Consider the following 23029-nt stretch of genomic DNA (forward strand, 5'->3'; position numbering starts at 1 on the left):
TATTTTAACATATTTTTTCAAAAGTGGTTGACATTTTTTGATCAATATATTATATTAATAAATGAAAAGGGTTTCTTAGAAGGAGGTTCTCAGTATGGGGGCATTTGAAATCCGTGAAGATTTTTATTTAAATGATCAACCTTTTAAGATTTTATCTGGTGCAATTCATTATTTTCGGATCGATCGTGAGGATTGGTATCATTCCTTATATAACCTAAAAGCTCTAGGTTTTAATACTGTTGAAACCTATGTTCCATGGAATGCTCATGAGCCACAAAGAGGCCACTTTCACTTTGAAGGGAATTTGGACTTGGAACACTTTATCCAAGTAGCTCAAGAGTTGGATCTATATGTGATTCTCCGTCCGTCACCGTTTATCTGTTCGGAGTGGGAATTTGGGGGCTTGCCAGCCTGGTTAATCGAAGAAGACCTTCGGATTCGCTCATCGGATCCGGCCTTTCTCAAGGAAGTGGCTCGCTATTACGACGAGCTCCTGCCACGTGTGGCCAAGTACCAATTGGATCGTGGGGGCAATATCCTCATGATGCAGGTTGAGAACGAATATGGCTCTTATGGCGAAGACAAGGCCTACCTTCGGGCGATCAGAGATCTAATGATTGAGCGGGATATTACTTGTCCACTCTTCACCTCTGATGGACCTTGGAGGGCGACCCTTCGAGCAGGGACCTTGATTGAGGATGGACTCTTTGTAACCGGTAATTTTGGTTCGCGTGCGAATTACAACTTCTCTCAGATGAAAGAGTTCTTTGCTGAGCATGACAAAGAGTGGCCACTCATGTGTATGGAATTTTGGGATGGCTGGTTCAATCGGTGGAAAGAACCTATCATAAAGCGAGATCCAGAAGAGTTGGCAGAAGCAGTCCATGAAGTCTTACAAGAAGGCTCTATCAATCTCTATATGTTCCATGGTGGGACCAACTTTGGATTTATGAACGGTTGCTCAGCACGAGGGACCGTGGATTTGCCACAGGTAACATCTTATGACTATGATGCTCTCTTAGATGAGCAGGGCAATCCGACTCCTAAGTACCATGCAGTCAAAAAGATGATGGCGACCTACTATCCAGAGTATCCACAGATGGATCCGCTTGTGAAGTCGACTTTGCCAGAGCATAGACTAAAGGTAACCAACAAGACTAGTTTATTTGGTAATTTAAATGAGATTGCTCAGGTCACAGAAAGTCTTTATCCACAGACCATGGAAGAAATCGACCATCCCTTAGGCTATCTGCTCTATGAGACAGATGTTGAAATGGATGCGGAAGAAGAGCGCTTGCGTATCATCGATGCGCGTGACCGGGTACAGGTTTATGCCAATAATCAATTGATTGCCACTCAATACCAAGAAGAAATCGGTCAAGATCTTTTTTTAAACGGAAAAAAGAAAACGATTACAAACTTAAAACTCTTGATCGAAAATATGGGACGAGTCAATTATGGACACAAGCTCCTAGCGGATACGCAGCGAAAAGGAATACGTACAGGAGTTTGTATCGATCTTCATTTCAAGCTTGATTGGAAACAATATGCGCTTGATTTTAGCCAGCTGGATCGCTTGGACTTTTCGAAAGAATGGCAAGAAGGTCAACCAGCTTTTTATCAATTTGCTTTTCATCTAGATCAGGTTGAGGATACCTTCCTTGATATGACTGGATTTGGAAAAGGGATCGTCCTTGTAAATGGCCACCATATCGGTCGTTTCTGGGAAGTCGGTCCAACACTCTCCCTCTACATCCCTCATGGTTTTCTCAAAGATGGGGAAAATGAGATCCTCGTCTTTGAGACAGAGGGCACTTGGACGGAGACCTTAAAACTTGTTTCACAACCTACATTCAAAGAAGTAAAGGGGGAAAACTTATGACTATTGTAGGATGCCGTATCGATGGACGTTTGATCCACGGGCAGGTAGCCAACCTTTGGACTACCAAACTAAATGTTTCACGTATCATGGTGATCGATGATGAAGTCGCTCAAAATGATATCGAAAAAAGTGGTTTGAAACTAGCGACACCACCTGGTGTCAAGCTCAGTATCTTGCCAGTAGCAAAGGCTGCAGAAAATATCTTGGCTGGAAAATATGACAGCCAACGTCTCTTCATCGTAGCCCGCAAGCCAGACCGCTTCCTTGGTTTGGTAGAAGCAGGTGTACCACTTGAAACCTTAAACGTAGGGAACATGTCTCAATCAGATGAGACTCGTCCGATTACTCGTTCGATCAACGTAGTGGATGCCGATGTGGAAGCTTTCCACAAGCTAGCTGAAAAAGGAGTTAAGTTAACTGCTCAAATGGTTCCAAATGATCCAGTTGAAGACTTCTTGAAGTTGCTCAAATAGTTTATAAATAAAAAAAGAAAAATTTTAGGAGGAAATTGTCATGATACAATGGTGGCAAATTTTACTACTTACTTTGTACTCAGCTTATCAAATCTGTGATGAGTTGACGATTGTTTCATCAGCAGGCTCACCAGTCTTTGCTGGTTTCATTACAGGACTTGTCATGGGGGATTTAAAGACAGGTCTCTTTATCGGAGCTTCTCTTCAATTGACCGTGCTCGGTGTTGGTACTTTCGGTGGAGCTTCTCGTATTGACGCTACTTCTGGTGCCGTTCTTGCGACTGCCTTCTCAGTAGCACAAGGGATTGATCCAGAGCTTGCTATTGCTACAATCGCTGTGCCGGTAGCAACTTTGTTGACATACTTTGATATTCTTGGTCGTATGACTACAACTTACTTCGCTCACCGTGTAGATGCTGCGATTGAACGCTTTGATTACAAAGGCATCGAACGCAACTATCTCCTTGGTGCTCTTCCTTGGGCTCTTTCTCGTGCTCTCCCAGTTTACTTCGCGCTTGCTTTTGGTGGATCTTTCGTAGAAACTGTTGTTACAGGTCTTGCTAATGTACAATGGTTGGCAAACGGTCTGAAACTTGCAGGTCAAATGCTTCCAGGTCTTGGATTTGCGATCTTGCTTCGTTACCTTCCTGTTCGTCGTAACCTTCACTATCTTGCCCTTGGCTTTGGTTTGACAGCTATGTTGACAGTGCTTTATAGCAATGTTCAAAGCCTTGGTGCTGCAGTGTCTAGCATTATTGGTTCTGAAGTGTTCGCTAAACTTCCAGAAGGACAAGCTATTACTTTTGTTAACAACTTCAAGAGTGTATCTATGATTGGTATTGCCATTATCGGTATCTTCCTTGCAGTACAACACTTCAAAAACAGTCAACGTACAGTCGTAGCTGCTCCAGTAACTGAATCAGAAAGCGGGGAAATTGAAGATGACGAATTCTAAGAACTACAAACTCACTAAAGAGGATTTTAATCAAATTAACAAACGTAGTCTGTTTACTTTCCAGTTAGGTTGGAACTATGAACGGATGCAGGCTTCTGGTTACCTTTATATGATTTTACCTCAGTTGCGTAAAATGTATGGTGATGGCACTCCAGAATTGAAAGAAATGATGAAATTGCATACGCAATTCTTCAATACTTCACCATTCTTCCACACCATTATCACTGGTTTTGACCTCGCTTTGGAAGAAAAAGATGGTGTCAAATCAAAAGATGCGGTCAATGGTATCAAGACAGGTCTCATGGGACCATTCGCTCCTCTTGGGGACTCAATCTTTGGATCATTGGTACCAGCTATTATGGGTTCAATCGCAGCAACTTTGGCTGTTGCAGGAAACCCAGCCGGTATCTTCTTGTGGATTGCTGTGGCAGTTGCTTATGACATTTTCCGTTGGAAACAATTGGAATTTGCCTATAAAGAAGGGGTTAACCTCATCAACAACATGCAAAGTACCTTGACAGCTTTGATCGATGCAGCTTCCGTTCTGGGTATCTTCATGGTTGGTGCCTTGATTGCCAGCATGATTGGTGTTGAAGTTTCTTGGGCTCCACACATTGGGGACAAAGCGATTGAAATTCAAGATATGCTCAACCTTATCTTCCCACGTTTGGTACCAGCTATCATCACAGGTGTAATCTACTGGTTGCTTGGACGTAAGGGTATGAACTCTACAAAAGCTATCTTGCTCATCATCCTTGCAGCAATCGCATTCTCAGCATTTGGCCACTTCTTCTTTGGAATGGCATAATGGAGTAAGGTATGGCAAAACAGTTAGTATTGGTCAGTCATGGTCGCTTCTGTGAAGAGCTCAAAGCCAGTACAGAAATGATTATGGGACCACAAGACAACATTCATGCCGTGGCCCTCTTGCCAGAGGAAGGTCCTGAGGAGTTTACAGCCAAGTTTGAAGCCTGTGTTGCAGACTTTGAGGACTACATCGTCTTTGCGGATCTTTTGGGAGGCACTCCTTGTAATACGGTTAGCCGTCTGATTCTTGAAGGGCGCGCCATTGACCTCTATGCAGGGATGAACTTGCCAATGGTGATTGAATTTATTAACCATAGCCTTGTCGGTGGAGAAGAGAACTATCCAGAACGTGCGCGCGAAAGTGTCGTGAAGGTTAATGATCTCTTATCCAGCTTTGATGATGACGAGGACGAATAAGAAAACCGCTTGAACATTTGGAATGAGGCTGGGACGATTGTCTCAGCCTCTTACCGCTTATAAGGCGGTCACTAAAAAAGAAAAGAGGAGAAGCATGTTAGATTATACAAAAGAAGAACTGCTTGAACTGGGGGCTGAAATTACGACACGTGAAATTTACCAGCAACCGGAAGTCTGGAAAGAAACCTATCGTCTCTATCAAGAGAAAGCAAAAGAAATCCAAGAGTTTTTAGCGACCATTGGGAAGCGTCATGGCTACATCAAGGTTATCTTAACAGGGGCTGGGACCTCAGCCTATGTGGGGGATACCTTGGTTCCCTATTTGCAGGAAGTGCACGATGAACGCCATTGGAATTTCCAATCCATTGCGACGACCGATATCGTTGCGCATCCACAAACCTATCTCAAAAAAGAAGTGCCGACGGTCTTAGTTTCCTTTGCACGAAGTGGCAACTCACCTGAAAGTGTCGCGACAGTTGAGTTGGCTCAAGACTTGGTCGATGAACTCTATCAGATCACCATTACCTGTGCGGAAGAAGGAAAGCTGGCCCAGCAGGCCCACGGAGATGAGCGCAATCTCTTGCTTCTCCAACCAAAAGAAACCAACGATGCCGGCTTCGCCATGACCTCCAGCTTTACTTCTATGCTTTTGACAGCCCTCTTGGTCTTTGACCCAAGTGAGGAAGAAATTAAGGAAAAACGAGTGGAAGAATTGATTTATCTGTCAGAGCAGGTCTTGGAGAAAGATCACGAGGTCAAGGAAGTTGTAGATTTAGACTTCGAACGTGTCATCTACCTAGGAGCAGGACCTTTCTTTGGGCTAGCTCATGAAGCCCAGCTCAAGATTTTAGAGTTGACAGCTGGTAAAATCGCGACCATGTATGAGAGTCCTGTTGGCTTCCGTCACGGTCCGAAATCCCTCATCAATGACCAGACCCTGGTCTTGGTTTTTGGATCCATTGATCCTTATACACGCCAGTACGATTTGGATTTGGTTGGAGAAGTGGCGGGAGATCAGATTGCCCGTCAGGTCATCCTCTTGACCGACCAAGCTGCTGGGATTGAGCATGTACGAGAAGTGTTGGTAGAAGCATCAGCAGAGTCGCTGGATATCTACCGTGCCTTCCCATACATTATCTACGGTCAATTGATTTCTCTCTTGACTTCGCTCAAGGTTCAAAATCGCCCAGATACGCCATCACCAACTGGAACAGTCAACCGTGTTGTACAAGGAGTGGTGATTCACCCCTTTCACTAGAATGAACGATGTTGGAGGAGACAACTTGTGAAACACTATCAAAAATATCGATTTGGTCAATTGGACGGTCAAGATGTAGAAGCGTATCGCCTCGAAAATGACCTGGGTTATCAATTGTCTGTCATGACCTATGGAGCTACTATTCTAGAGTATGTGACACCAGACAAACAGGATCAATTCGCTAATATTGTATTGGGATTCGACAATTTCGATGCTTATGTTGGTAATAGCCCTAAGTATGGAGCTAGCATTGGTCCAGTCGCTGGTCGGATCGCAGGTGCCAGCTTTGACCTCAATGGTCAAACCTACCACTTGGAGGCCAATAATGGCGCCAACTGCAACCACAGTGGACTGACTGGTTGGGACAGCGCCTTGTTTAGCGTGGAGTCGGTAACAGACCAAGAAATCAGTCTGTACACAGAGCGCGCGGATGGCACAGGTGGTTTCCCTGGGAATCTCAAGATCTGGGTGACCTATGCTTTGACTGAAGCAGGGGAGCTGGAAATCAGTTACCGAGTAGAGACAGACCAGGACACCCTAGTCAATCCGACCAACCACAGCTATTTCAACCTATCAGGCAACTTTACCCAGCCGATAAATGACCATGTCTTCCAGATCAATCATCAGGGGCTTTACCCCATTCATCCAGATGGCGTTCCTCTTCACACTGTGGATAGAGAAAGTCCAATTGTTCAGCATCTCTACCAAGCCATGCTGTTAGAGGATCTCTTCAAGGATGCTGATCCGCAAATCCGCCTGGTAGAAGGATTAGACCATCCCTTCGCTTTGCCAGAAGGGCATGAAAATGCAGGTTTCTTCTACCATCAGCCGTCTGGGCGCTTTTTGACCTTCAAGTCAGAAGCCCCAGCCTTGGTGGTGTATTCAGCCAATTTTGTAGATGAAACCGTTCATCTTCAAGGCAAACCAATGGTTCAGCACAATGGCCTGGCCCTCGAATTTCAAACAGTGCCAGATGCCATTCATAGTGACCAAGCTGAAAAGGTCATCTTGAGAGCAGGGCAAGTCTATACCAGCAAGACCAGCTACCGTGCTATTGCTAAGAAATAATGAGAAAAGGGGAGGCTCCAAACAAGGATATAAAATTCTTGCTGAAGGCCCCCTCTTTTTTAGAAAATATTTTTCAAAAATAACTATAAGGAAACTTTAAGCTTCCCGTCGTATACTAATACCATCATCAAAGACCTCCTAACTTTGAATGATAAAACTTTTTCATAATAATCTCCCTATAAGAGCTACCAAAACCGGTGGCTTTTCTATATCTCTTAATGAGGTAAACTCAAAGAGTTCAACCGAATTTAGAGATATTGATGCAGTTTGAGCGAAGCGAAAACTACGTTCCTTAAAAAGAAACAAGGTATTTCAAGAAGGAAATCGGTTCCTAATACTAAACAATCAATAATTAGTAATATACTAAATAGAATATGATTTTAAATCAACAGAGACATCATTTTTTGCTATAATAGACTGTATGAGTAGAATTTTAGACAATGAAATCATGGGCGATGAAGAGGCTGTTGAACGGACGCTACGCCCGCAATATTTACATGAATATATCGGCCAGGATAAGGTCAAGGACCAGCTAAAAATCTTTATTGAAGCGGCTAAGCTTCGGGATGAAGCGCTGGACCATGTCCTTCTTTTTGGCCCCCCGGGACTGGGGAAGACTACGATGGCCTTTGTCATTGCCAATGAGTTGGGTGTTAATCTCAAGCAGACTTCCGGTCCTGTCATTGAAAAGGCTGGTGACTTGGTAGCCATCCTCAATGACCTAGAGCCGGGTGATGTTCTCTTTATCGATGAGATTCACCGTCTGCCTATGTCAGTCGAAGAAGTGCTTTACAGTGCCATGGAAGATTTTTACATCGATATCATGATTGGTGCTGGCGAGACCAGCCGGAGTGTCCACCTGGATCTTCCTCCCTTTACCTTGATTGGGGCGACGACCCGAGCGGGTATGCTGTCCAATCCCTTGCGCGCTCGCTTTGGGATTACGGGTCATATGGAATACTACGAGCAGGATGATCTGACAGAGATTGTCGAGCGGACCGCCGAGATCTTTGAGATGGAGATTACCCATGAGGCTGCTGAAGAGCTTTCTCTTCGTAGTCGTGGGACCCCTCGGATTGCTAACCGCTTGCTCAAACGGGTGCGCGATTTTGCCCAGATCATGGGGGATGGCTTGATTGACGAAACCATTACTGATAAAGCCCTCTCCATGCTAGATGTGGACCATGAAGGATTGGATTATGTCGATCAAAAGATTCTGCGCACCATGATCGAGATGTACGGAGGAGGCCCAGTTGGCCTTGGGACCCTATCGGTCAATATTGCTGAAGAACGCGAGACGGTAGAAGACATGTATGAGCCTTACTTGATTCAGAAAGGCTTTATCATGCGGACCCGGACTGGGCGCGTGGCAACCCGCAAGGCCTATGAACACCTAGGCTATCCCTACAATGGAGATTAGCAGAAGATGCTGAAGGAAGAAACGATCGTAGAACAAATCCAAGCGGATTCGGAGATGATGGCAGTCTTGGCCATTATTCGAGATCTAGATTTGGCAGATGCTTGGTTAGCAGCGGGTGCGGTACGAAATTTTATCTGGAACCAGCTCTCTGGAAGACCAGGGTTTGACGCAAGGACAGATCTGGATCTGGTCTTTTATGACCCTGCGATCAGCTATGAGGAGACGCAGCAGATTGAGCAGGAATTAAAGAAGGTCTATCCCCAGTACGCTTGGGAAGTGAAGAATCAAGTCTACATGCACCAGCATAGCCCGGGGACGGCCCCTTATCGCAGCGCCTGTGATGCGGTTTCTAAATACCCCGAGCAGTGTACGGCTCTTGCGGTTCGCCTAAGGAAAGATGGTCAGTTGGAGCTCTTTCTCCCCTATGGGACAAGGGATATCGAAGACTTCGTCGTTCAGCCGACTCCACATTTTTTAGCCAGCCCAGAGCGCTTGGTGGTTTATACGGAACGCATGCGGAAGAAAGATTGGAAACGAAAATGGCCAAGCCTTCAGATCATCTTGCCTAACTAAAAAAAGAAAGTCAGCCCACCTCAACGGTGGACAGGCTTTTTTCGTCTTGCCTCAAAATTATAATTTTAGCAGATTATATTTTTCCTACATTCTGTTATAATAGAAAGGAGGTGCTGTCATGAAAAAAATCGTATTTGTGTGTTTAGGAAATATTTGTCGAAGCCCCATGGCGGAGTTTGTCATGAAGGACTTGACCAACCAGTATGAGATTGAAAGTCGTGCTACTTCTAACTGGGAGCATGGGAACCCTATTCACCAAGGGACTCAAAAGATTTTTCGTAGCCATGGCGTACCCTATGATGCATCTAAAACATCCCTTCAAATCAGTGACCAAGATTTTCATACCTTTGATCTGATCTTAGGAATGGATGAGAACAATGTGTCCGACCTCAAACGAATGGCACCTCCTGGGACAGAGCACAAGATTCATCTCTTTGCAGGAGAAAGTGTCCCAGATCCATGGTACACAGGAGATTTCGAAGAGACCTATCGCCGCGTCCTAGCTGGTTGTCAAGAATGGTTGGAACGATTAGAAGATTAGTTTCGGACTTGCTCCTTAAATGAGTAACCGGTTGAATAGAAACAGAATGAACAGAATATGGAAAAAATAAAAGAATTATATGAGACCTATAAGGTCTATGTTACGAGAGAGAATATTGAACGATTGTCCTTGGGGATTATTGTTCTGTCTGCTTTGTGGGTTTTTCTTTCCTCTATCCCTTTCGGAGGTGTTTTGACCCTCGATAAGGGAGCTATTCGCTATGACGGCAGTATCGTTCGTGGCAAGATGAATGGCCAAGGGACCGTGACCTTTGAAAACGGAGACACCTACAAGGGCAATTTTGTCAATGGGACCTTTAGTGGTCATGGCACCTTTACAGCCAAGGCTGGTTGGAAATATGAAGGTGAATTTGTCAATGGCCAACCAGAAGGCCAGGGAACCTTGACGACAGAACAAAATGTCGTTTATAAAGGAACGTTTAAACAAGGAATATATCAAAATGCGAATTAAATGGTTTTCATTGGTACGGATAACGGGACTTCTTCTCGTTCTTCTCTACCATTTCTTTCAAAAAGTTTTTCCTGGTGGATTTATTGGAGTCGATATCTTCTTTACTTTCTCAGGATTTTTGATCACGGCTCTTCTAATCGATGAGTTTGCCCGTCATCAAAAAATTGATCTCAAAGGCTTCCTGCGACGCCGCTTCTACCGGATTGTTCCTCCTTTAGTCTTTATGGTCTTGCTGGTCATGCCTTTTACCTTCTTGGTCAGACGAGACTTTATTGCTGGGATTGGGACACAGATTGCAGCCGTCTTTGGCTTTGTGACCAACTTCTATGAGATATTAAGTGGCGGAAGTTACGAAAGCCAGTTCATCCCTCATCTTTTCATTCATACCTGGAGTTTGGCTCTGGAAGTTCATTACTACGTACTCTGGGCTCTTTTGGCTTGGTTTTTGGGTAAAAAAGCTAAATCAGTTGGCCAATATAGAGGTTATATCTTCCTTTCTTCGACAGGTCTCTTTTTAGTGACCTTCCTGACCTTCTTTGTCGGAGCACTGGTCACGAAGAATTTGTCCAATGTCTATTTTTCTAGCATCGCTCACGTCTTTCCTTTCTTTGTGGGGAGTGCTTTAGCGACAGTAACAGGGATTACAACGACCAGCCCAAATCTTACTCAATTAGTGAAGAAGTTATCTCTACAGAAGACCTTAGCAATTTTAGCTGGTGCTTTTCTAGTCTTGTTGCTCTTGACCTTTATTCTTCCGTTTGATAGTGTTTGGACCTATTTATTTGGCTTTTTAGTAGCGACTCTTGCAGGATCTGTGATGATTGTGATGACTCGTGTCCTCCATGAAAAGACGCCAGATCAGAAAGAACCTGCAGTGATTACCTTTATTGCGGATACAAGTTATGGGGTCTATCTCTTCCACTGGCCATTTTATATCATCTTTTCTCAATTAATGACCAATGGCTGGGCTTCTCTGCTAACAACACTGGTATCTTTTAGCCTTGCTGCCTTAAGCTTCTATATTATTGAACCAACCTTGGCTGGACGTGAACCAAAGATTTTTGGCATCTCTATGGATCTCAGTAGTTTCACGAAACCGCTCTTTTACAGCGCGATTCCGTTGACCTTGCTCATGTTTGGGATTGCACTCTTTGCGCCACGCGTCGGAGCCTTTGATGAAAACCTGATTACCGAAGGGCTTCGTCAATCCGACAGCAAGATGCAGATCACGCGTGCCCAAGTAGACAATGCTTCAGCGACTTCTTACAATGTGTCAGATGGAGTGACCATGATCGGAGATTCTGTAAACCTCCGGGCATCAGATTATTTGAAACAAGTTATGCCGGATATCCAATTAGATGCTTTGGTGAGTCGTAATTTGGATTCAGGCTTAAGAGTATATGAAACGGATATTGCCAATAGAGTCTTGCTCAAGAACGTGGTGATTGCACTTGGAACCAACTCTTCTAATAATTATCAAGAATTGTTGGATAAATTTGTTCAAGAATTACCCAAAGGACATCGCTTAATTTTGGTAACGCCATATGACGGGCGTGAAGCCAATGATAGCAATAGCGTCACCGTTCAGACTCGACAGTATGAGCTGGAATTGGCTAAAAAATATGACTATGTCTATATAGCAGACTGGTACCAAGTTGCTATCGATAACCCAGCTATTTGGGCTGGAACGGATAATGTCCACTTTGGTTTAGAATCAGATGGTTCCATCGATGTCGGAGGAAACCTGTATGCCAAGGTCGTGAAAGAAGCAGTTGATCAAGCCAATCAGGGGCCAGTTAAACCGTAGAAATTTACTAAGCTATTTAAGCAATTTTCACTTGAAGAAAATTGCTTTTTTTAGTAAAATTAAGAAAACGCTTACATAAATTGCGTGAAAATATTTGTTTGTGAAATTGAAGTGTTTTCTCAAAAAAATCCTTCAATTTTTTCTTGAAAATACTCCTGTATAGAAGGAGAAGGAGGGGTCATAGAAAAAAGTTAAAAAAATCTTTGTGAAACTATTTACAAATTTTCTAAAATAGAGTACAATTATATTGTGAAAAAATTAACAAATCGAAATTTCTTACACTATTCTTGAAAGTTTCTGAAAACAAGAAAAAGTTCCGGAAAAGGATAAGGGTTTCAAACATTGGAGGAAAGCATCAAATGGCTGATAAAAAATCTCTCTCACCTGAAGAAAAGAAACTCGCTGCTGAAAAACACGTAGACGAGTTGGTGCAAAAAGCGCTTGTTGCGCTTGAAGAAATGCGCAAATTGGATCAGGAACAAGTAGACTACATTGTTGCGAAAGCATCTGTAGCTGCTCTTGACGCTCACGGTGAGCTTGCTCTTCATGCTTATGAAGAAACTGGTCGTGGGGTCTTTGAAGACAAGGCGACTAAGAACTTGTTCGCTTGTGAGCACGTAGTGAACAATATGCGCCACACCAAGACAGTTGGTGTCATTCAAGAGGATGACGTCACTGGTTTGACCCTTATTGCTGAGCCAGTCGGAGTAGTCTGCGGGATCACTCCTACAACAAACCCTACTTCAACAGCAATCTTTAAAGCATTGATTTCCTTGAAGACACGGAACCCTATCGTCTTTGCCTTCCACCCATCGGCTCAAGAATCATCTGCTCATGCGGCACAAATCGTCCGCGATGCAGCGATTAAGGCAGGAGCTCCTGAGAACTGTGTACAATGGATCACGCAACCATCTATGGAAGCAACTAGTGCATTGATGAACCACGAAGGGATTGCAACAATCCTTGCGACCGGTGGTAACGCCATGGTGAAAGCAGCTTATTCTTGTGGGAAACCAGCTCTTGGGGTAGGTGCAGGTAACGTTCCAGCTTATGTTGAAAAATCAGCTAACATCCGCCAAGCTGCTCACGATATCGTTATGTCTAAATCATTTGACAACGGAATGGTCTGTGCATCTGAACAAGCGGTTATCATCGATAAAGAAATCTACGATGAGTTTGTCGAAGAATTCAAATCTTACCATACTTACTTTGTTAACAAAAAAGAAAAAGCCCTTCTTGAAGAGTTCTGCTTCGGTGTCAAAGCGAATAGCAAAAACTGTGCAGGTGCGAAATTGAATGCGGACATCGTTGGGAAACCAGCAGCATGGATCGCTGAACAAGCTGGCTTCTCTGTACCAGAAGGAACCAACATCCTTGCTGCAGAATGTAAAGAAGTTGGTGAAAAAGAGCCGTTGACTCGTGAAAAATTGTCACCAGTTATCGCTGTCTTGAAATCTGAAAGCCGTGAAGACGGAATTAACAAAGCACGCCAAATGGTTGAATTCAACGGTCTTGGTCACTCAGCTGCTATCCATACAGCAGACGAAGAATTGACCAAAGAATTTGGTAAAGCAGTCAAAGCCATTCGTGTCATCTGCAACTCTCCTTCGACTTTCGGTGGTATCGGGGATGTTTACAATGCCTTCTTGCCATCATTGACACTTGGATGTGGTTCTTACGGACGCAACTCTGTTGGGGACAACGTTAGTGCCATCAACCTCTTGAATATCAAAAAAGTCGGACGCCGGAGAAATAACATGCAATGGATGAAACTTCCTTCAAAAACATACTTTGAACGTGATTCAATTGAATACCTACAAAAATGTCGTGACGTTGAACGTGTCATGATCGTTACAGACCACGCTATGGTAGAGCTTGGTTTCCTTGATCGCATCATCGAACAGCTTGACCTTCGTCGCAACAAGGTAGTTTACCAAATCTTTGCAGACGTAGAACCAGATCCAGATATCACAACCGTTGAACGTGGTACTGAGATCATGCGTGCCTTCAAACCAGATACCATCGTTGCTCTTGGTGGTGGATCTCCAATGGATGCGGCCAAAGTAATGTGGCTCTTCTATGAGCAACCAGAAGTGGACTTCCGTGACTTGGTTCAAAAATTCATGGATATCCGTAAACGTGCCTTCAAGTTCCCATTGCTTGGTAAGAAGACTAAATTCATCGCCATCCCAACAACATCTGGTACAGGATCTGAAGTAACACCATTTGCCGTTATCTCTGATAAAGCAAACAACCGTAAATACCCAATCGCTGACTACTCATTGACACCAACTGTGGCAATCGTAGACCCTGCTTTGGTATTGACAGTTCCAGGATCTGTTGCAGCGGACACTGGTATGGACGTCTTGACTCACGCAACAGAAGCTTACGTATCTCAAATGGCAAGTGACTACACTGATGGTCTTGCTCTTCAAGCCATCAAACTTGTCTTTGAAAACTTGGAAAGCTCAGTGAAGAACGCAGACTTCCATTCACGCGAAAAAATGCACAATGCGTCAACTATCGCAGGTATGGCCTTTGCCAATGCCTTCCTCGGTATTTCTCACTCAATGGCCCACAAGATCGGTGCACAATTCCACACGATTCACGGACGTACCAATGCGATCTTGCTTCCATACGTTATCCGCTACAACGGTACACGTCCAGCCAAGACAGCGACATGGCCTAAGTACAACTACTACCGTGCAGATGAGAAATATCAAGACATCGCTCGTATGTTAGGACTTCCATGCTCTACACCAGAAGAAGCAGTAGAAGCTTATGCAAAAGCTGTTTACGAGCTTGGTGAGCGCGTAGGTATCCAAATGAACTTCAAAGCACAAGGAATCGATGAAAAAGAATGGAAGAAACATTCTCGTGAATTGGCCTTCCTTGCTTACGAAGATCAATGTTCGCCAGCTAACCCACGTCTTCCAATGGTGGATCATATGCAAGAAATCATCGAAGATGCTTACTACGGTTACAAAGAACGTCCAGGACGTCGTAAATAAGACGCTACTGAACAAATGATGTTTATCAGCTATCCCTCACTCGAAAGAGTGGGGGATTTTTTCATTTGATAGGATGGTTCATTTCTTGAAAATACTTTTATAAAAAATCTAATAAATATGTTGCAAGCGCTTACTTTGTATGTTATAATATTCACAAAGTAAAAAACTGTAATAAAATGGTTTGACAAAACCAACAAAAAAGGAGTCGCTTATGAAAGCAGCAACATATGTATCCGCAGGAAATCTTCAGTTGATCGATCAACCAAAACCAGTCATCAAGAAACCAACTGATGCTATTGTGCGTTTGGTAAAAACGACCATTTGTGGAACAGACCTCCATATTTTGGGAGGAGATGTTCCAGCTTGTAAAGAAGGAACCATCCTCGGTCACGAAGGAATCGGGATTGTCGAAGAAGTCGGCGATGCGGTCACTAACTTTAAGGTGGGCGATAAGGTTATCATCTCTTGTGTGACAGCTTGTAACACCTGCTACTACTGTAAACGTGGTTTACCATCTCACTGTGAAGATGGGGGCTGGATTCTTGGCCACTTAATTAACGGAACTCAAGCAGAGTATGTCCATATTCCTCACGCAGACGGCAGTCTCTATCATGCACCTGCCTCTGTTGATGATGAAGCCTTGGTTATGCTCTCAGATATTCTCCCAACTTCCTATGAGATTGGGGTGCTCCCATCTCACGTGAAACCAGGAGACAACGTTTGTATCGTTGGTGCGGGGCCAATCGGTTTAGCAGCTCTCTTAACCGTACAATTCTTCTCTCCAGCTACTATTATCATGGTAGACTTGTCAGAATCTCGTCTTGAAGCTTCTAAGAAATTTGGAGCGACTCATACCATTTGTTCAAGTGATATTGATGAAATCAAGGCCTTTATCAATGAAGTGACCGATGGTCGTGGTGTTGACATCTCTATGGAATGTGTGGGCTATCCAGCAACCTTTGATGTCTGCCAAAATATTATCTCTGTCGGCGGTCATATTGCCAACGTCGGAGTGCATGGGAAGCCAGTTAGCTTCAATCTTGATGATCTTTGGATCAAGAACATTACGCTCAACACGGGATTGGTCAATGCCAATACAACTGAAATGCTTCTTAATGTATTGAAGTCTGGTAAGATCGACGCTACTAAATTGGTAACACACCACTTTAAACTTTCAGAAGCAGAGAAGGCATATGAAATCTTCAAACATGCTGGCGAAAACAATGCCTTGAAAGTCATTATTGATAATGACCTCAGCTAAGAAGGTTCAATCGTTTGATGCTGAAATAAAAAGGACAGGAACTGTTTCATATTTCTGTCCTTTTTAACAGATGTAGTAGTTGTTCTTGTCACCTCTATTTACTTGCCGCTCCTAACAAAATGTACTATAATATAATTATAAAGGTAACATAAATAGAAAGGTGTGATCTTAAGAAAATGTTCCATTATCATCGTGAGTTCTGGTTTGACTTCCATTTCTGGCTCTTGGTCTTACTTTTAGTGGCTGTAGCTATGATGATACAGGATCCGCTTTCGGTTGTTAGCCTTGCTTATCTTGCTTTTGTAGGGATTTTGATTCTTCTTCAGGTCTTTCAACCGCAGGTGTCCAATCGCCAGTATCCAGTAGGTAGCTACCATTTCAATTGGGACTTTTATCGTGACACCAGACTGTATATTGATCTCTTTTTATTGGCTGGTCTCTTAGAAGGTCCGTTCACTTCAACGGATATAGTTTATTGGATCTTGCTTGGGGCATTCGTCGGCTCTATTGGCTTTGTGTTTGTCGTAAAGGAAAAACCGGTTCAAAAGGTGGCCTAGTGAATTGAAAGTTCTAGAAGACATTTATTTGGGATCACTTTCCTCGATGATGAAGAGGGAGAATAGAAAAAGGTCTTGCTTCGTTCATACGAAAAAATCCTAGCTTTCTTAAAAGCTGGGATTTTTTGAACTGTTTAAGAGATGATAAAGAAGTGGTTAATGTTTGCCTCGTTTGCGAGCATATTCGTCAAAGGCGCCAGCGAAGGTTCCCATAAGTAGGGGAGTTGCAATCAGTCCAACAGTGATCCATACGGACCCACCGTCCACATGACTAAGCTCCTGCTCGGACAAGCTTCTAAAACGTGTTTCTTCGAGTTTCATGCTTGCTCCTTTCTAGTACATAATGCCGTTGATGATACTACGGCCAAAATCACGTCCGGAATTGTATAAAATATTCCATGTTTGAACGATGAATTTTGCCGAGTCAAAGACGGAGGCTCCCCCGTCAATGGTCGCAAGTTCAGCTTCCGTTAGGCAAGTATAATGGATGCTTGTATCCATAGCTGTCCTCCTTAATGTAAGATCGTGTAGAGTAAATCAATTGCCTCGTTCAGAATGGTGAAAGTGACCATGAAGGCAATGGCAAATTTAGGAAGGTACCCTTCTACTTGTTTGGGGTCTTTCTTATCGAGAATGCAGTATCCTGTTAAAAGGATGAGGGTGATAAATACTAGGCTCATAGGGTTCCTCCTTTACCATTTTCGTGTCATATTTCGATGAAAGGCATCAATCAGCTTAGTCGTCCCGATATAGGCAGTGGAAAAACCGGATGCGAATACAAATAAAACTGGTAGTGCTCCACCGTTGATATCACTTAATTCTTCATGCGTGAGCTCTTTAAATTGTACTTGGTCGATCATTGCTTTTCTCCTTCAAATTAATTATTTAAACGCTCCCCAAATGGCAGTTCCGATAGCTGTTACACCACCAGCAATCGAGCCAGATAGATAGGGATGAGCAATGACCCAAGCAATCAATGGGATAGCTCCCCCATCGACTTGAGTCAATTCTGCTTCTGTTAAGGGTGTGAATTTTTGTGTTAATTCTGTTGTCATTTAGTTTTCCTCTTTCTTTTTTGTTTGTTGCCATCTAGCATCAACTGCTAGATAGATCGTAGCCGCAATGGCTAAATTCATTTTTGGTTGAAATGCAATCAGATGTGCATCATGTAAAACGGTTAATGCGATGATGATTGCAAATATCATAGTGTGGATAGGCCATCTCATATCTTAATACTCCTAATTTTTGTTGAATAGCAAAGCTAGGGTAATTTTCCAATAGAGCTAGCTTGTATGTGGTTGACTTTTGTTCATTTTGTGTCAGCTGAGCTGATTAGATGAAGCAAGGATAAGGTTAAATAACCAATGCAGTGTTTAGCTTACGTTTCAAGTTTTTGTTTAAAATAAAATCAATGAAAGCAAGATCAATAAAACAAAAGCTCTGGTATTCTTTTTCATGTTAGGTATTCCCTTTCCTTATTTATTTGCGGAAGAAGTAATACAAAAACCATGGGATGATAATGGGAGTATAGTACATCTGTGGTCCTCCTTTCTTTTTGTTTGGTCACTTATACTATTCGTATAAAAATCTGGAAATGAAAAAAATTTGTTAAAAAGTTTTAGAATGTTTAAATCTCTGAAACTAGTTTCAGACGGAGGAGATAATAGTTTAAAATATGAAACTATTATCAATTTGATTAGTTAATATTGTAAGCGCTTTAAAAATACTATATAATAACTTTACAAGTACTCGAGTTGACGTAATAAACAAAGGAGATGGAATGTATGTCCAAGATCACGAAAGAAGAATTAATTCAACAGATCAAAGACGGCATTATCGTTTCTTGTCAGGCGCTTCCTCATGAACCTCTCTACACAGAGGCTGGAGGTGTGATTCCTCTCTTAGCGAAAGCAGCAGAGCAAGGAGGAGCGGTTGGAATCCGGGCCAATAGCGTCCGCGATATCAAAGAAATCAAGGAAGTGACAAAGCTTCCGATTATCGGGATCATCAAACGAGATTATCCACCTGAAGAACCATTCATTACTGCTACGATGAAAGAAGTAGATGAATTGGCTGTATTAGATATCGCAGTGATTGCACTGGATTGTACCAAACGTCCGCGCCATGACGGTCTATCGATTGTCGACTTTATCCACCAGGTGAAGGAGAAATATCCTGACCAACTCTTGATGGCAGATATTAGCACCTTTGAAGAAGGCTTAACAGCTGTCGAAGCAGGGGTTGATTTTGTCGGAACGACCTTATCTGGGTACACAGATTACAGTCCGAAAATAGACGGACCTGACATTGAGTTGATTCGCCAACTCTGCCAAGCGGGTGTCGATGTGATTGCTGAAGGTAAGATCCACTATCCTGCACAAGCCAAAGAAATTCATGACCTGGGGGTCAGAGGGGTTGTAGTAGGAGGAGCTATTACGCGACCTAAAGAAATTACAGAACGCTTCGTCGCAGCTTTAAAATAGAAAAAAAGAACAGTAAAAAGAGACAAGGAGGAAGCTAGGAAGAGAGAAGTCATCCAGTAGAAATGAGAATACTTAATGACCACTGTCCTCAGTGAGGATACACTAAGTAAGAGAAATCTTACCGCAAACGTGAGGAGAAATCACATGAAAATGAAAAAAGTACTGTACTCGTTAGTAGCTGGTGCAGCGGTGCTAGCACTTGCAGCTTGTGGATCTGGAGGAGGATCTAAATCTGAATCTTCAAGCGATAACTCTGGTAAAACAGAAATCACTTGGTGGGCCTTCCCAGTCTTTACTCAAGAGAAAGCTGATGATGGTGTAGGTACCTACGAAAAATCTATTATCGAAGCTTTCGAAAAAGCCAATCCAGATATCAAGGTTAAACTAGAAACCATCGACTTCAAATCTGGTCCTGAAAAGATTACAACAGCTATTGAAGCGGGAACTGCTCCAGACGTGCTCTTTGACGCACCAGGGCGGATCATCCAATACGGTAAAAATGGTAAATTGGCTGATTTGAACGATCTCTTTACAGAAGATTTTGTAAAAGATGTCAACAACGACAATATCATCCAAGCTAGCAAGGCTGGCGACACTGCCTACATGTATCCAATCAGTTCAGCACCATTCTACATGGCCATGAACAAGAAAATGTTGGAAGATGCAGGAGTTCTAGACCTTGTCAAAGAAGGCTGGACTACAGACGACTTCGAAAAAGTCTTGAAAGCTTTGAAAGACAAAGGCTACACACCAGGATCCCTCTTCAGTAATGGTCAAGGTGGAGACCAAGGTACTCGTGCCTTTATCGCCAACCTTTACGGTGGTTCTGTAACAGATGAAAAAGTAACCAAGTATACAACGGATGATCCAAAATTTGTCAAAGGTTTAGAAAAAGCATCTAAATGGATTGAAGACGGTTTGCTTATGAACGGTTCCCAATTTGATGGTGGAGCAGACATCCAAAACTTTGCCAACGGTCAAACTTCTTACACTATCTTGTGGGCACCTTCACAAAACGGTATCCAAGCTAAATTGTTGGAAGCAAGTAAAGTTGAAGTAGTCGAAGTACCATTCCCATCTGATTCAGGCAAACCAAAATTGGAATACCTTGTCAATGGTTTTGCAGTCTTCAACAACAAGGATGAAAAGAAAGTAGCAGCAGCTAAGAAATTTGTTCAATTCATCGCTGATGACAAAGAATGGGGTCCTAAGAACGTTGTTCGTACAGGTGCCTTCCCAGTTCGTAGTTCATTTGGTAAATTGTATGATGACAAACGGATGGAAACCATCAGCACTTGGACTAAATACTACTCACCATACTACAACACAATCGACGGCTTTGCAGAAATGCGTACACTTTGGTTCCCAATGTTGCAATCTGTTTCAAACGGAGATGAAAAAGCAGAAGATGCTTTGAAGACGTTCACCGAAAAAGCAAACGAAACGATCCAGAAAAAATAGATCATCTATGAAATTCAAATGATCCTTTCATAGAAATAAGAAAGCATAGGCCCCTCGATTTCTTATCTCCATGTGTAGATTGAAAGAGGGGCCTTTGTGTTTTCATTCTTCCTATTGATTCTTTATTTGAAGCAACATGGAATTGCTTCAAATAAAGAATCAAGTAATCAAAATAGAAAAAGAACATCAGGAGGTGCCTTATTGTGAAGGTAAACAAAATCCGAATGAGGGAGACGCTGGTTTCCTACGCATTCTTAGCACCCATTTTAATCTTCTTTATTGTCTTTGTATTAGCACCAATGATTATGGGGTTTGTCACTAGTTTCTTCAATTACTCTATGACCTCCTTCAAATTTGTTGGTTTTGAAAATTATTCCCGCATGTTTGCGGATAAGGTCTTTATCAAGTCCTTGATCAATACCGTTATCATCGTTATTGGATCCGTTCCAATCGTAGTATTGTTCTCCTTGTTTGTGGCTTCTCAGACCTATCATCAAAATGCCATTGCGCGTTCCTTCTACCGTTTTGTCTTCTTCCTTCCTGTTGTTACAGGGAGTGTAGCTGTTACAGTAGTATGGAAATGGATCTATGATCCACTATCAGGTATTTTGAACTTTGTATTGAAATCTGGACATGTCATCAACCAAAATATTTCTTGGTTGGGGGACAAACACTGGGCTTTGATGGCCATCATCATTATTTTGTTGACCACCTCTGTTGGTCAACCCATCATCCTCTACATCGCGGCTATGGGAAATATTGATAATTCTCTCGTAGAAGCAGCGCGTGTCGATGGTGCGACAGAACTTCAAGTTTTCTGGAAGATCAAATGGCCAAGCTTGTTGCCAACAACCCTTTATATTGCGATCATTACGACCATTAACTCTTTCCAATGTTTCGCCTTGATCCAATTGTTGACATCCGGTGGTCCTAACTACTCAACGAGTACCCTCATGTACTACTTATATGAAAAAGCCTTTAAACTCTCTGAATACGGTTATGCCAACACCATGGGTGTCTTCCTTGCAGTGATGATTGCCATTATTAGTTTTGCGCAATTCAAGATCCTCGGAAACGACGTAGAATACTAAAGAAAGGAGCCTCAGATGAAATCAACACAAAAGAAACCCATCACTGCCTTTACAGTGATTTCCACCATCGTTTTGCTCCTTTTGACAGTCTTGTTCATTTTCCCATTTTATTGGATTTTGACGGGGGCCTTTAAGTCTCAACCAGATACCATTATGATCCCACCTCAGTGGTGGCCAAAGACACCAACCATGGAAAATTTCCAACAGTTGATGGTACAAAACCCAGCCCTACAATGGTTGTGGAACAGTGTCTTCATCTCCCTTGCCACCATGCTCTTAGTGTGTATGACCTCTTCCTTGGCAGGATATGTCTTAGCTAAGAAACGCTTCTATGGTCAACGAATTCTCTTCGCTACCTTTATCGCAGCCATGGCCCTTCCGAAGCAAGTTGTCTTGGTTCCATTGGTACGGATTATCAACTTTATGGGAATCCACGATACCCTAGCAGCGGTTATCTTGCCACTGGTTGGATGGCCATTCGGGGTCTTCTTGATGAAGCAGTTTAGTGAAAACATCCCAACAGAACTCTTAGAATCTGCTAAGATCGATGGTTGTGGAGAGTTACGGACTTTCTGGAGCGTTGCCTTCCCAATTGTCAAGCCAGGATTTGCAGCTCTTGCCATCTTTACCTTCATCAACACCTGGAACGACTACTTTATGCAATTGGTTATGTTGACCTCTCGTCAAAACTTGACCATTTCACTAGGGGTAGCGACTATGCAGGCTGAAATGGCTACTAACTATGGCTTGATCATGGCTGGGGCAGCCCTAGCAGCGGTGCCAATCGTTACGGTCTTCCTTGTCTTCCAAAAATCCTTCACCCAAGGGATTACTATGGGAGCGGTCAAAGGATAAGTCGTCCACCTGGACAAATGATAGTTGTGTACAGATACTTTTTTCTAGGCTGAGAGGTGTCGGGCTCTTGTGTGCTCCACACCTCATCGGTGCCTTAGACGGGGCTGGGGAAGAAACCACTTGTTTTCTTTTCTTGTCCTAAAAAGTGTCGAAAGGATGAGTATATGATATTTGATGATTTAAAAAACATCACCGTTTACAAGGGGCTCCATCCCAATCTAGATAAAGCTATTGACTTTCTCTATGAGCATCGGAAGGATTCTTTTGAATTGGGGAGATACGATATTGATGGGGATAAGGTCTTTCTGCTTGTTCAGGAAAATACCCTCAATAAAGAAGAAAGCAATCGCTTTGAACATCACAAAAAATATGCCGATTTGCATCTATTGGTAGAAGGGCATGAGTTTTCGAGTTATGGATCTCGTGTGACAGATGAGGCTATCGCATTTGATGAAGCATCGGACATCGGCTTTGTCCATTGTCAGGAGTCTTATCCGCTACATCTGGGTTATCATAATTTTGCGATTTTTTTCCCAGGAGAACCTCACCAGCCTAATGGTTATGCGGGTCAAGAAGATAAGGTTCGAAAACAGTTAGTGAAGATTTTAATCGATTAAGAGAGTCAGAAAGGAGACGGT

General features: G+C 43.0%; 26 protein-coding genes. 20 read left to right on the forward strand and 6 right to left on the reverse strand.

The annotated features are described in order from the left end of the window. Positions 1–94 precede the first annotated feature (94 nt). The 15 genes from N596_RS07380 to N596_RS07450 all read left to right on the forward strand — a co-directional run bounded on the left by N596_RS07380 (position 95) and on the right by N596_RS07450 (position 16501). Positions 95–1882 (forward strand): glycoside hydrolase family 35 protein, encoded by a 1788-nt coding sequence (locus tag N596_RS07380; protein ID WP_023027468.1) that lies wholly within the window; start codon positions 95–97, stop codon positions 1880–1882. Continuing rightward, a complete protein-coding gene (locus tag N596_RS07385; protein WP_023027469.1) occupies positions 1879–2355 on the forward strand; it encodes a PTS sugar transporter subunit IIB in 477 nt (158 codons plus the stop codon). The genes N596_RS07380 and N596_RS07385 overlap by 4 nt, the downstream gene beginning before the upstream one ends. Before the next feature lie 40 nt (positions 2356–2395). Beyond that, complete coding sequence (locus N596_RS07390) at positions 2396–3310, forward strand: PTS mannose/fructose/sorbose/N-acetylgalactosamine transporter subunit IIC (RefSeq protein ID WP_023027470.1); 915 nt, start codon at positions 2396–2398, stop codon at positions 3308–3310. Beyond that, the gene (locus tag N596_RS07395; RefSeq protein WP_023027471.1) at positions 3297–4118 is read left to right on the forward strand and encodes a PTS system mannose/fructose/sorbose family transporter subunit IID; all 822 of its coding nucleotides are present in this window, start codon (positions 3297–3299) and stop codon (positions 4116–4118) included. Before N596_RS07390 ends, N596_RS07395 begins: the two co-directional genes overlap by 14 nt. Before the next feature lie 11 nt (positions 4119–4129). Next, positions 4130–4534 (forward strand): PTS sugar transporter subunit IIA, encoded by a 405-nt coding sequence (locus N596_RS07400; protein ID WP_023027472.1) that lies wholly within the window; start codon positions 4130–4132, stop codon positions 4532–4534. A gap of 94 nt (positions 4535–4628) precedes the next feature. Next, the gene (locus tag N596_RS07405) at positions 4629–5792 is read left to right on the forward strand and encodes an SIS domain-containing protein (RefSeq protein ID WP_023027473.1); all 1164 of its coding nucleotides are present in this window, start codon (positions 4629–4631) and stop codon (positions 5790–5792) included. A 27-nt stretch (positions 5793–5819) separates the two neighbouring features. Then, positions 5820–6860 carry an aldose epimerase family protein gene (locus N596_RS07410; protein WP_023027474.1) on the forward strand — a complete coding sequence of 347 codons (1041 nt, stop codon included), beginning with the start codon at positions 5820–5822 and terminating at the stop codon, positions 6858–6860. A gap of 421 nt (positions 6861–7281) precedes the next feature. Beyond that, positions 7282–8280: a Holliday junction branch migration DNA helicase RuvB gene (gene ruvB, locus N596_RS07415; RefSeq protein ID WP_023024896.1), complete on the forward strand. Its 999-nt coding sequence runs from the start codon at positions 7282–7284 to the stop codon at positions 8278–8280. Positions 8281–8286: 6 nt separating this feature from the next. Then, entirely contained in the window at positions 8287–8853 is a 567-nt protein-coding gene (locus N596_RS07420; RefSeq protein ID WP_023027475.1) for a nucleotidyltransferase family protein, read from the forward strand. Positions 8854–8971: 118 nt separating this feature from the next. Then, entirely contained in the window at positions 8972–9394 is a 423-nt protein-coding gene (locus N596_RS07425) for a low molecular weight protein-tyrosine-phosphatase (RefSeq protein WP_023024900.1), read from the forward strand. 57 nt (positions 9395–9451) lie between these two features. Beyond that, complete coding sequence (locus N596_RS07430; protein ID WP_023027476.1) at positions 9452–9865, forward strand: MORN repeat-containing protein; 414 nt, start codon at positions 9452–9454, stop codon at positions 9863–9865. After that, positions 9855–11672 carry an acyltransferase family protein gene (locus tag N596_RS07435; protein ID WP_023027477.1) on the forward strand — a complete coding sequence of 606 codons (1818 nt, stop codon included), beginning with the start codon at positions 9855–9857 and terminating at the stop codon, positions 11670–11672. Before N596_RS07430 ends, N596_RS07435 begins: the two co-directional genes overlap by 11 nt. A gap of 359 nt (positions 11673–12031) precedes the next feature. Beyond that, positions 12032–14683 carry a bifunctional acetaldehyde-CoA/alcohol dehydrogenase gene (gene adhE, locus N596_RS07440; protein WP_023027478.1) on the forward strand — a complete coding sequence of 884 codons (2652 nt, stop codon included), beginning with the start codon at positions 12032–12034 and terminating at the stop codon, positions 14681–14683. A 211-nt stretch (positions 14684–14894) separates the two neighbouring features. After that, positions 14895–15944, forward strand: coding sequence for a zinc-dependent alcohol dehydrogenase family protein (locus N596_RS07445; protein ID WP_023027479.1), 1050 nt, complete (start codon positions 14895–14897; stop codon positions 15942–15944). A 176-nt stretch (positions 15945–16120) separates the two neighbouring features. Further along, positions 16121–16501, forward strand: coding sequence for a hypothetical protein (locus tag N596_RS07450; RefSeq protein ID WP_023027480.1), 381 nt, complete (start codon positions 16121–16123; stop codon positions 16499–16501). Positions 16502–16657: 156 nt separating this feature from the next. Here the strand turns inward: N596_RS07450 and N596_RS10255 are convergent, their stop codons facing one another. From N596_RS10255 to N596_RS10265, 6 genes are read right to left on the reverse strand one after another with little or no spacing between them, the layout of a single operon-like run. Beyond that, positions 16658–16822 carry a hypothetical protein gene (locus N596_RS10255; protein WP_023027481.1) on the reverse strand — a complete coding sequence of 55 codons (165 nt, stop codon included), beginning with the start codon at positions 16820–16822 and terminating at the stop codon, positions 16658–16660. Positions 16823–16834: 12 nt separating this feature from the next. Then, a complete protein-coding gene (locus N596_RS07455; RefSeq protein ID WP_023027482.1) occupies positions 16835–17002 on the reverse strand; it encodes a hypothetical protein in 168 nt (55 codons plus the stop codon). A gap of 11 nt (positions 17003–17013) precedes the next feature. Continuing rightward, the gene (locus tag N596_RS10260) at positions 17014–17181 is read right to left on the reverse strand and encodes a hypothetical protein (RefSeq protein WP_023027483.1); all 168 of its coding nucleotides are present in this window, start codon (positions 17179–17181) and stop codon (positions 17014–17016) included. A gap of 12 nt (positions 17182–17193) precedes the next feature. Beyond that, entirely contained in the window at positions 17194–17361 is a 168-nt protein-coding gene (locus N596_RS07460; RefSeq protein WP_023027484.1) for a class IIb bacteriocin, lactobin A/cerein 7B family, read from the reverse strand. Between the two features lie 21 nt (positions 17362–17382). Continuing rightward, complete coding sequence (locus tag N596_RS07465) at positions 17383–17556, reverse strand: Blp family class II bacteriocin (protein WP_023027485.1); 174 nt, start codon at positions 17554–17556, stop codon at positions 17383–17385. Next, positions 17557–17727 carry a hypothetical protein gene (locus N596_RS10265; RefSeq protein ID WP_023027486.1) on the reverse strand — a complete coding sequence of 57 codons (171 nt, stop codon included), beginning with the start codon at positions 17725–17727 and terminating at the stop codon, positions 17557–17559. Positions 17728–18285: 558 nt separating this feature from the next. Here N596_RS10265 and N596_RS07470 point away from each other — a divergent pair. The 5 genes from N596_RS07470 to N596_RS07490 all read left to right on the forward strand — a co-directional run bounded on the left by N596_RS07470 (position 18286) and on the right by N596_RS07490 (position 23008). Next, a complete protein-coding gene (locus N596_RS07470; RefSeq protein ID WP_023027487.1) occupies positions 18286–18984 on the forward strand; it encodes an N-acetylmannosamine-6-phosphate 2-epimerase in 699 nt (232 codons plus the stop codon). 144 nt (positions 18985–19128) lie between these two features. Then, positions 19129–20445: an extracellular solute-binding protein gene (locus tag N596_RS07475; protein WP_023027488.1), complete on the forward strand. Its 1317-nt coding sequence runs from the start codon at positions 19129–19131 to the stop codon at positions 20443–20445. A 203-nt stretch (positions 20446–20648) separates the two neighbouring features. Beyond that, complete coding sequence (locus N596_RS07480) at positions 20649–21536, forward strand: carbohydrate ABC transporter permease (RefSeq protein WP_023027490.1); 888 nt, start codon at positions 20649–20651, stop codon at positions 21534–21536. A 15-nt stretch (positions 21537–21551) separates the two neighbouring features. Then, a complete protein-coding gene (locus N596_RS07485) occupies positions 21552–22391 on the forward strand; it encodes a carbohydrate ABC transporter permease (RefSeq protein WP_023027491.1) in 840 nt (279 codons plus the stop codon). Positions 22392–22555: 164 nt separating this feature from the next. Beyond that, positions 22556–23008: a NanQ anomerase/TabA/YiaL family protein gene (locus tag N596_RS07490; protein WP_023027492.1), complete on the forward strand. Its 453-nt coding sequence runs from the start codon at positions 22556–22558 to the stop codon at positions 23006–23008. Positions 23009–23029: the final 21 nt, after the last annotated feature.

The organism is Streptococcus ilei (assembly GCF_000479335.1).
Classification (GTDB): domain Bacteria; phylum Bacillota; class Bacilli; order Lactobacillales; family Streptococcaceae; genus Streptococcus; species Streptococcus ilei.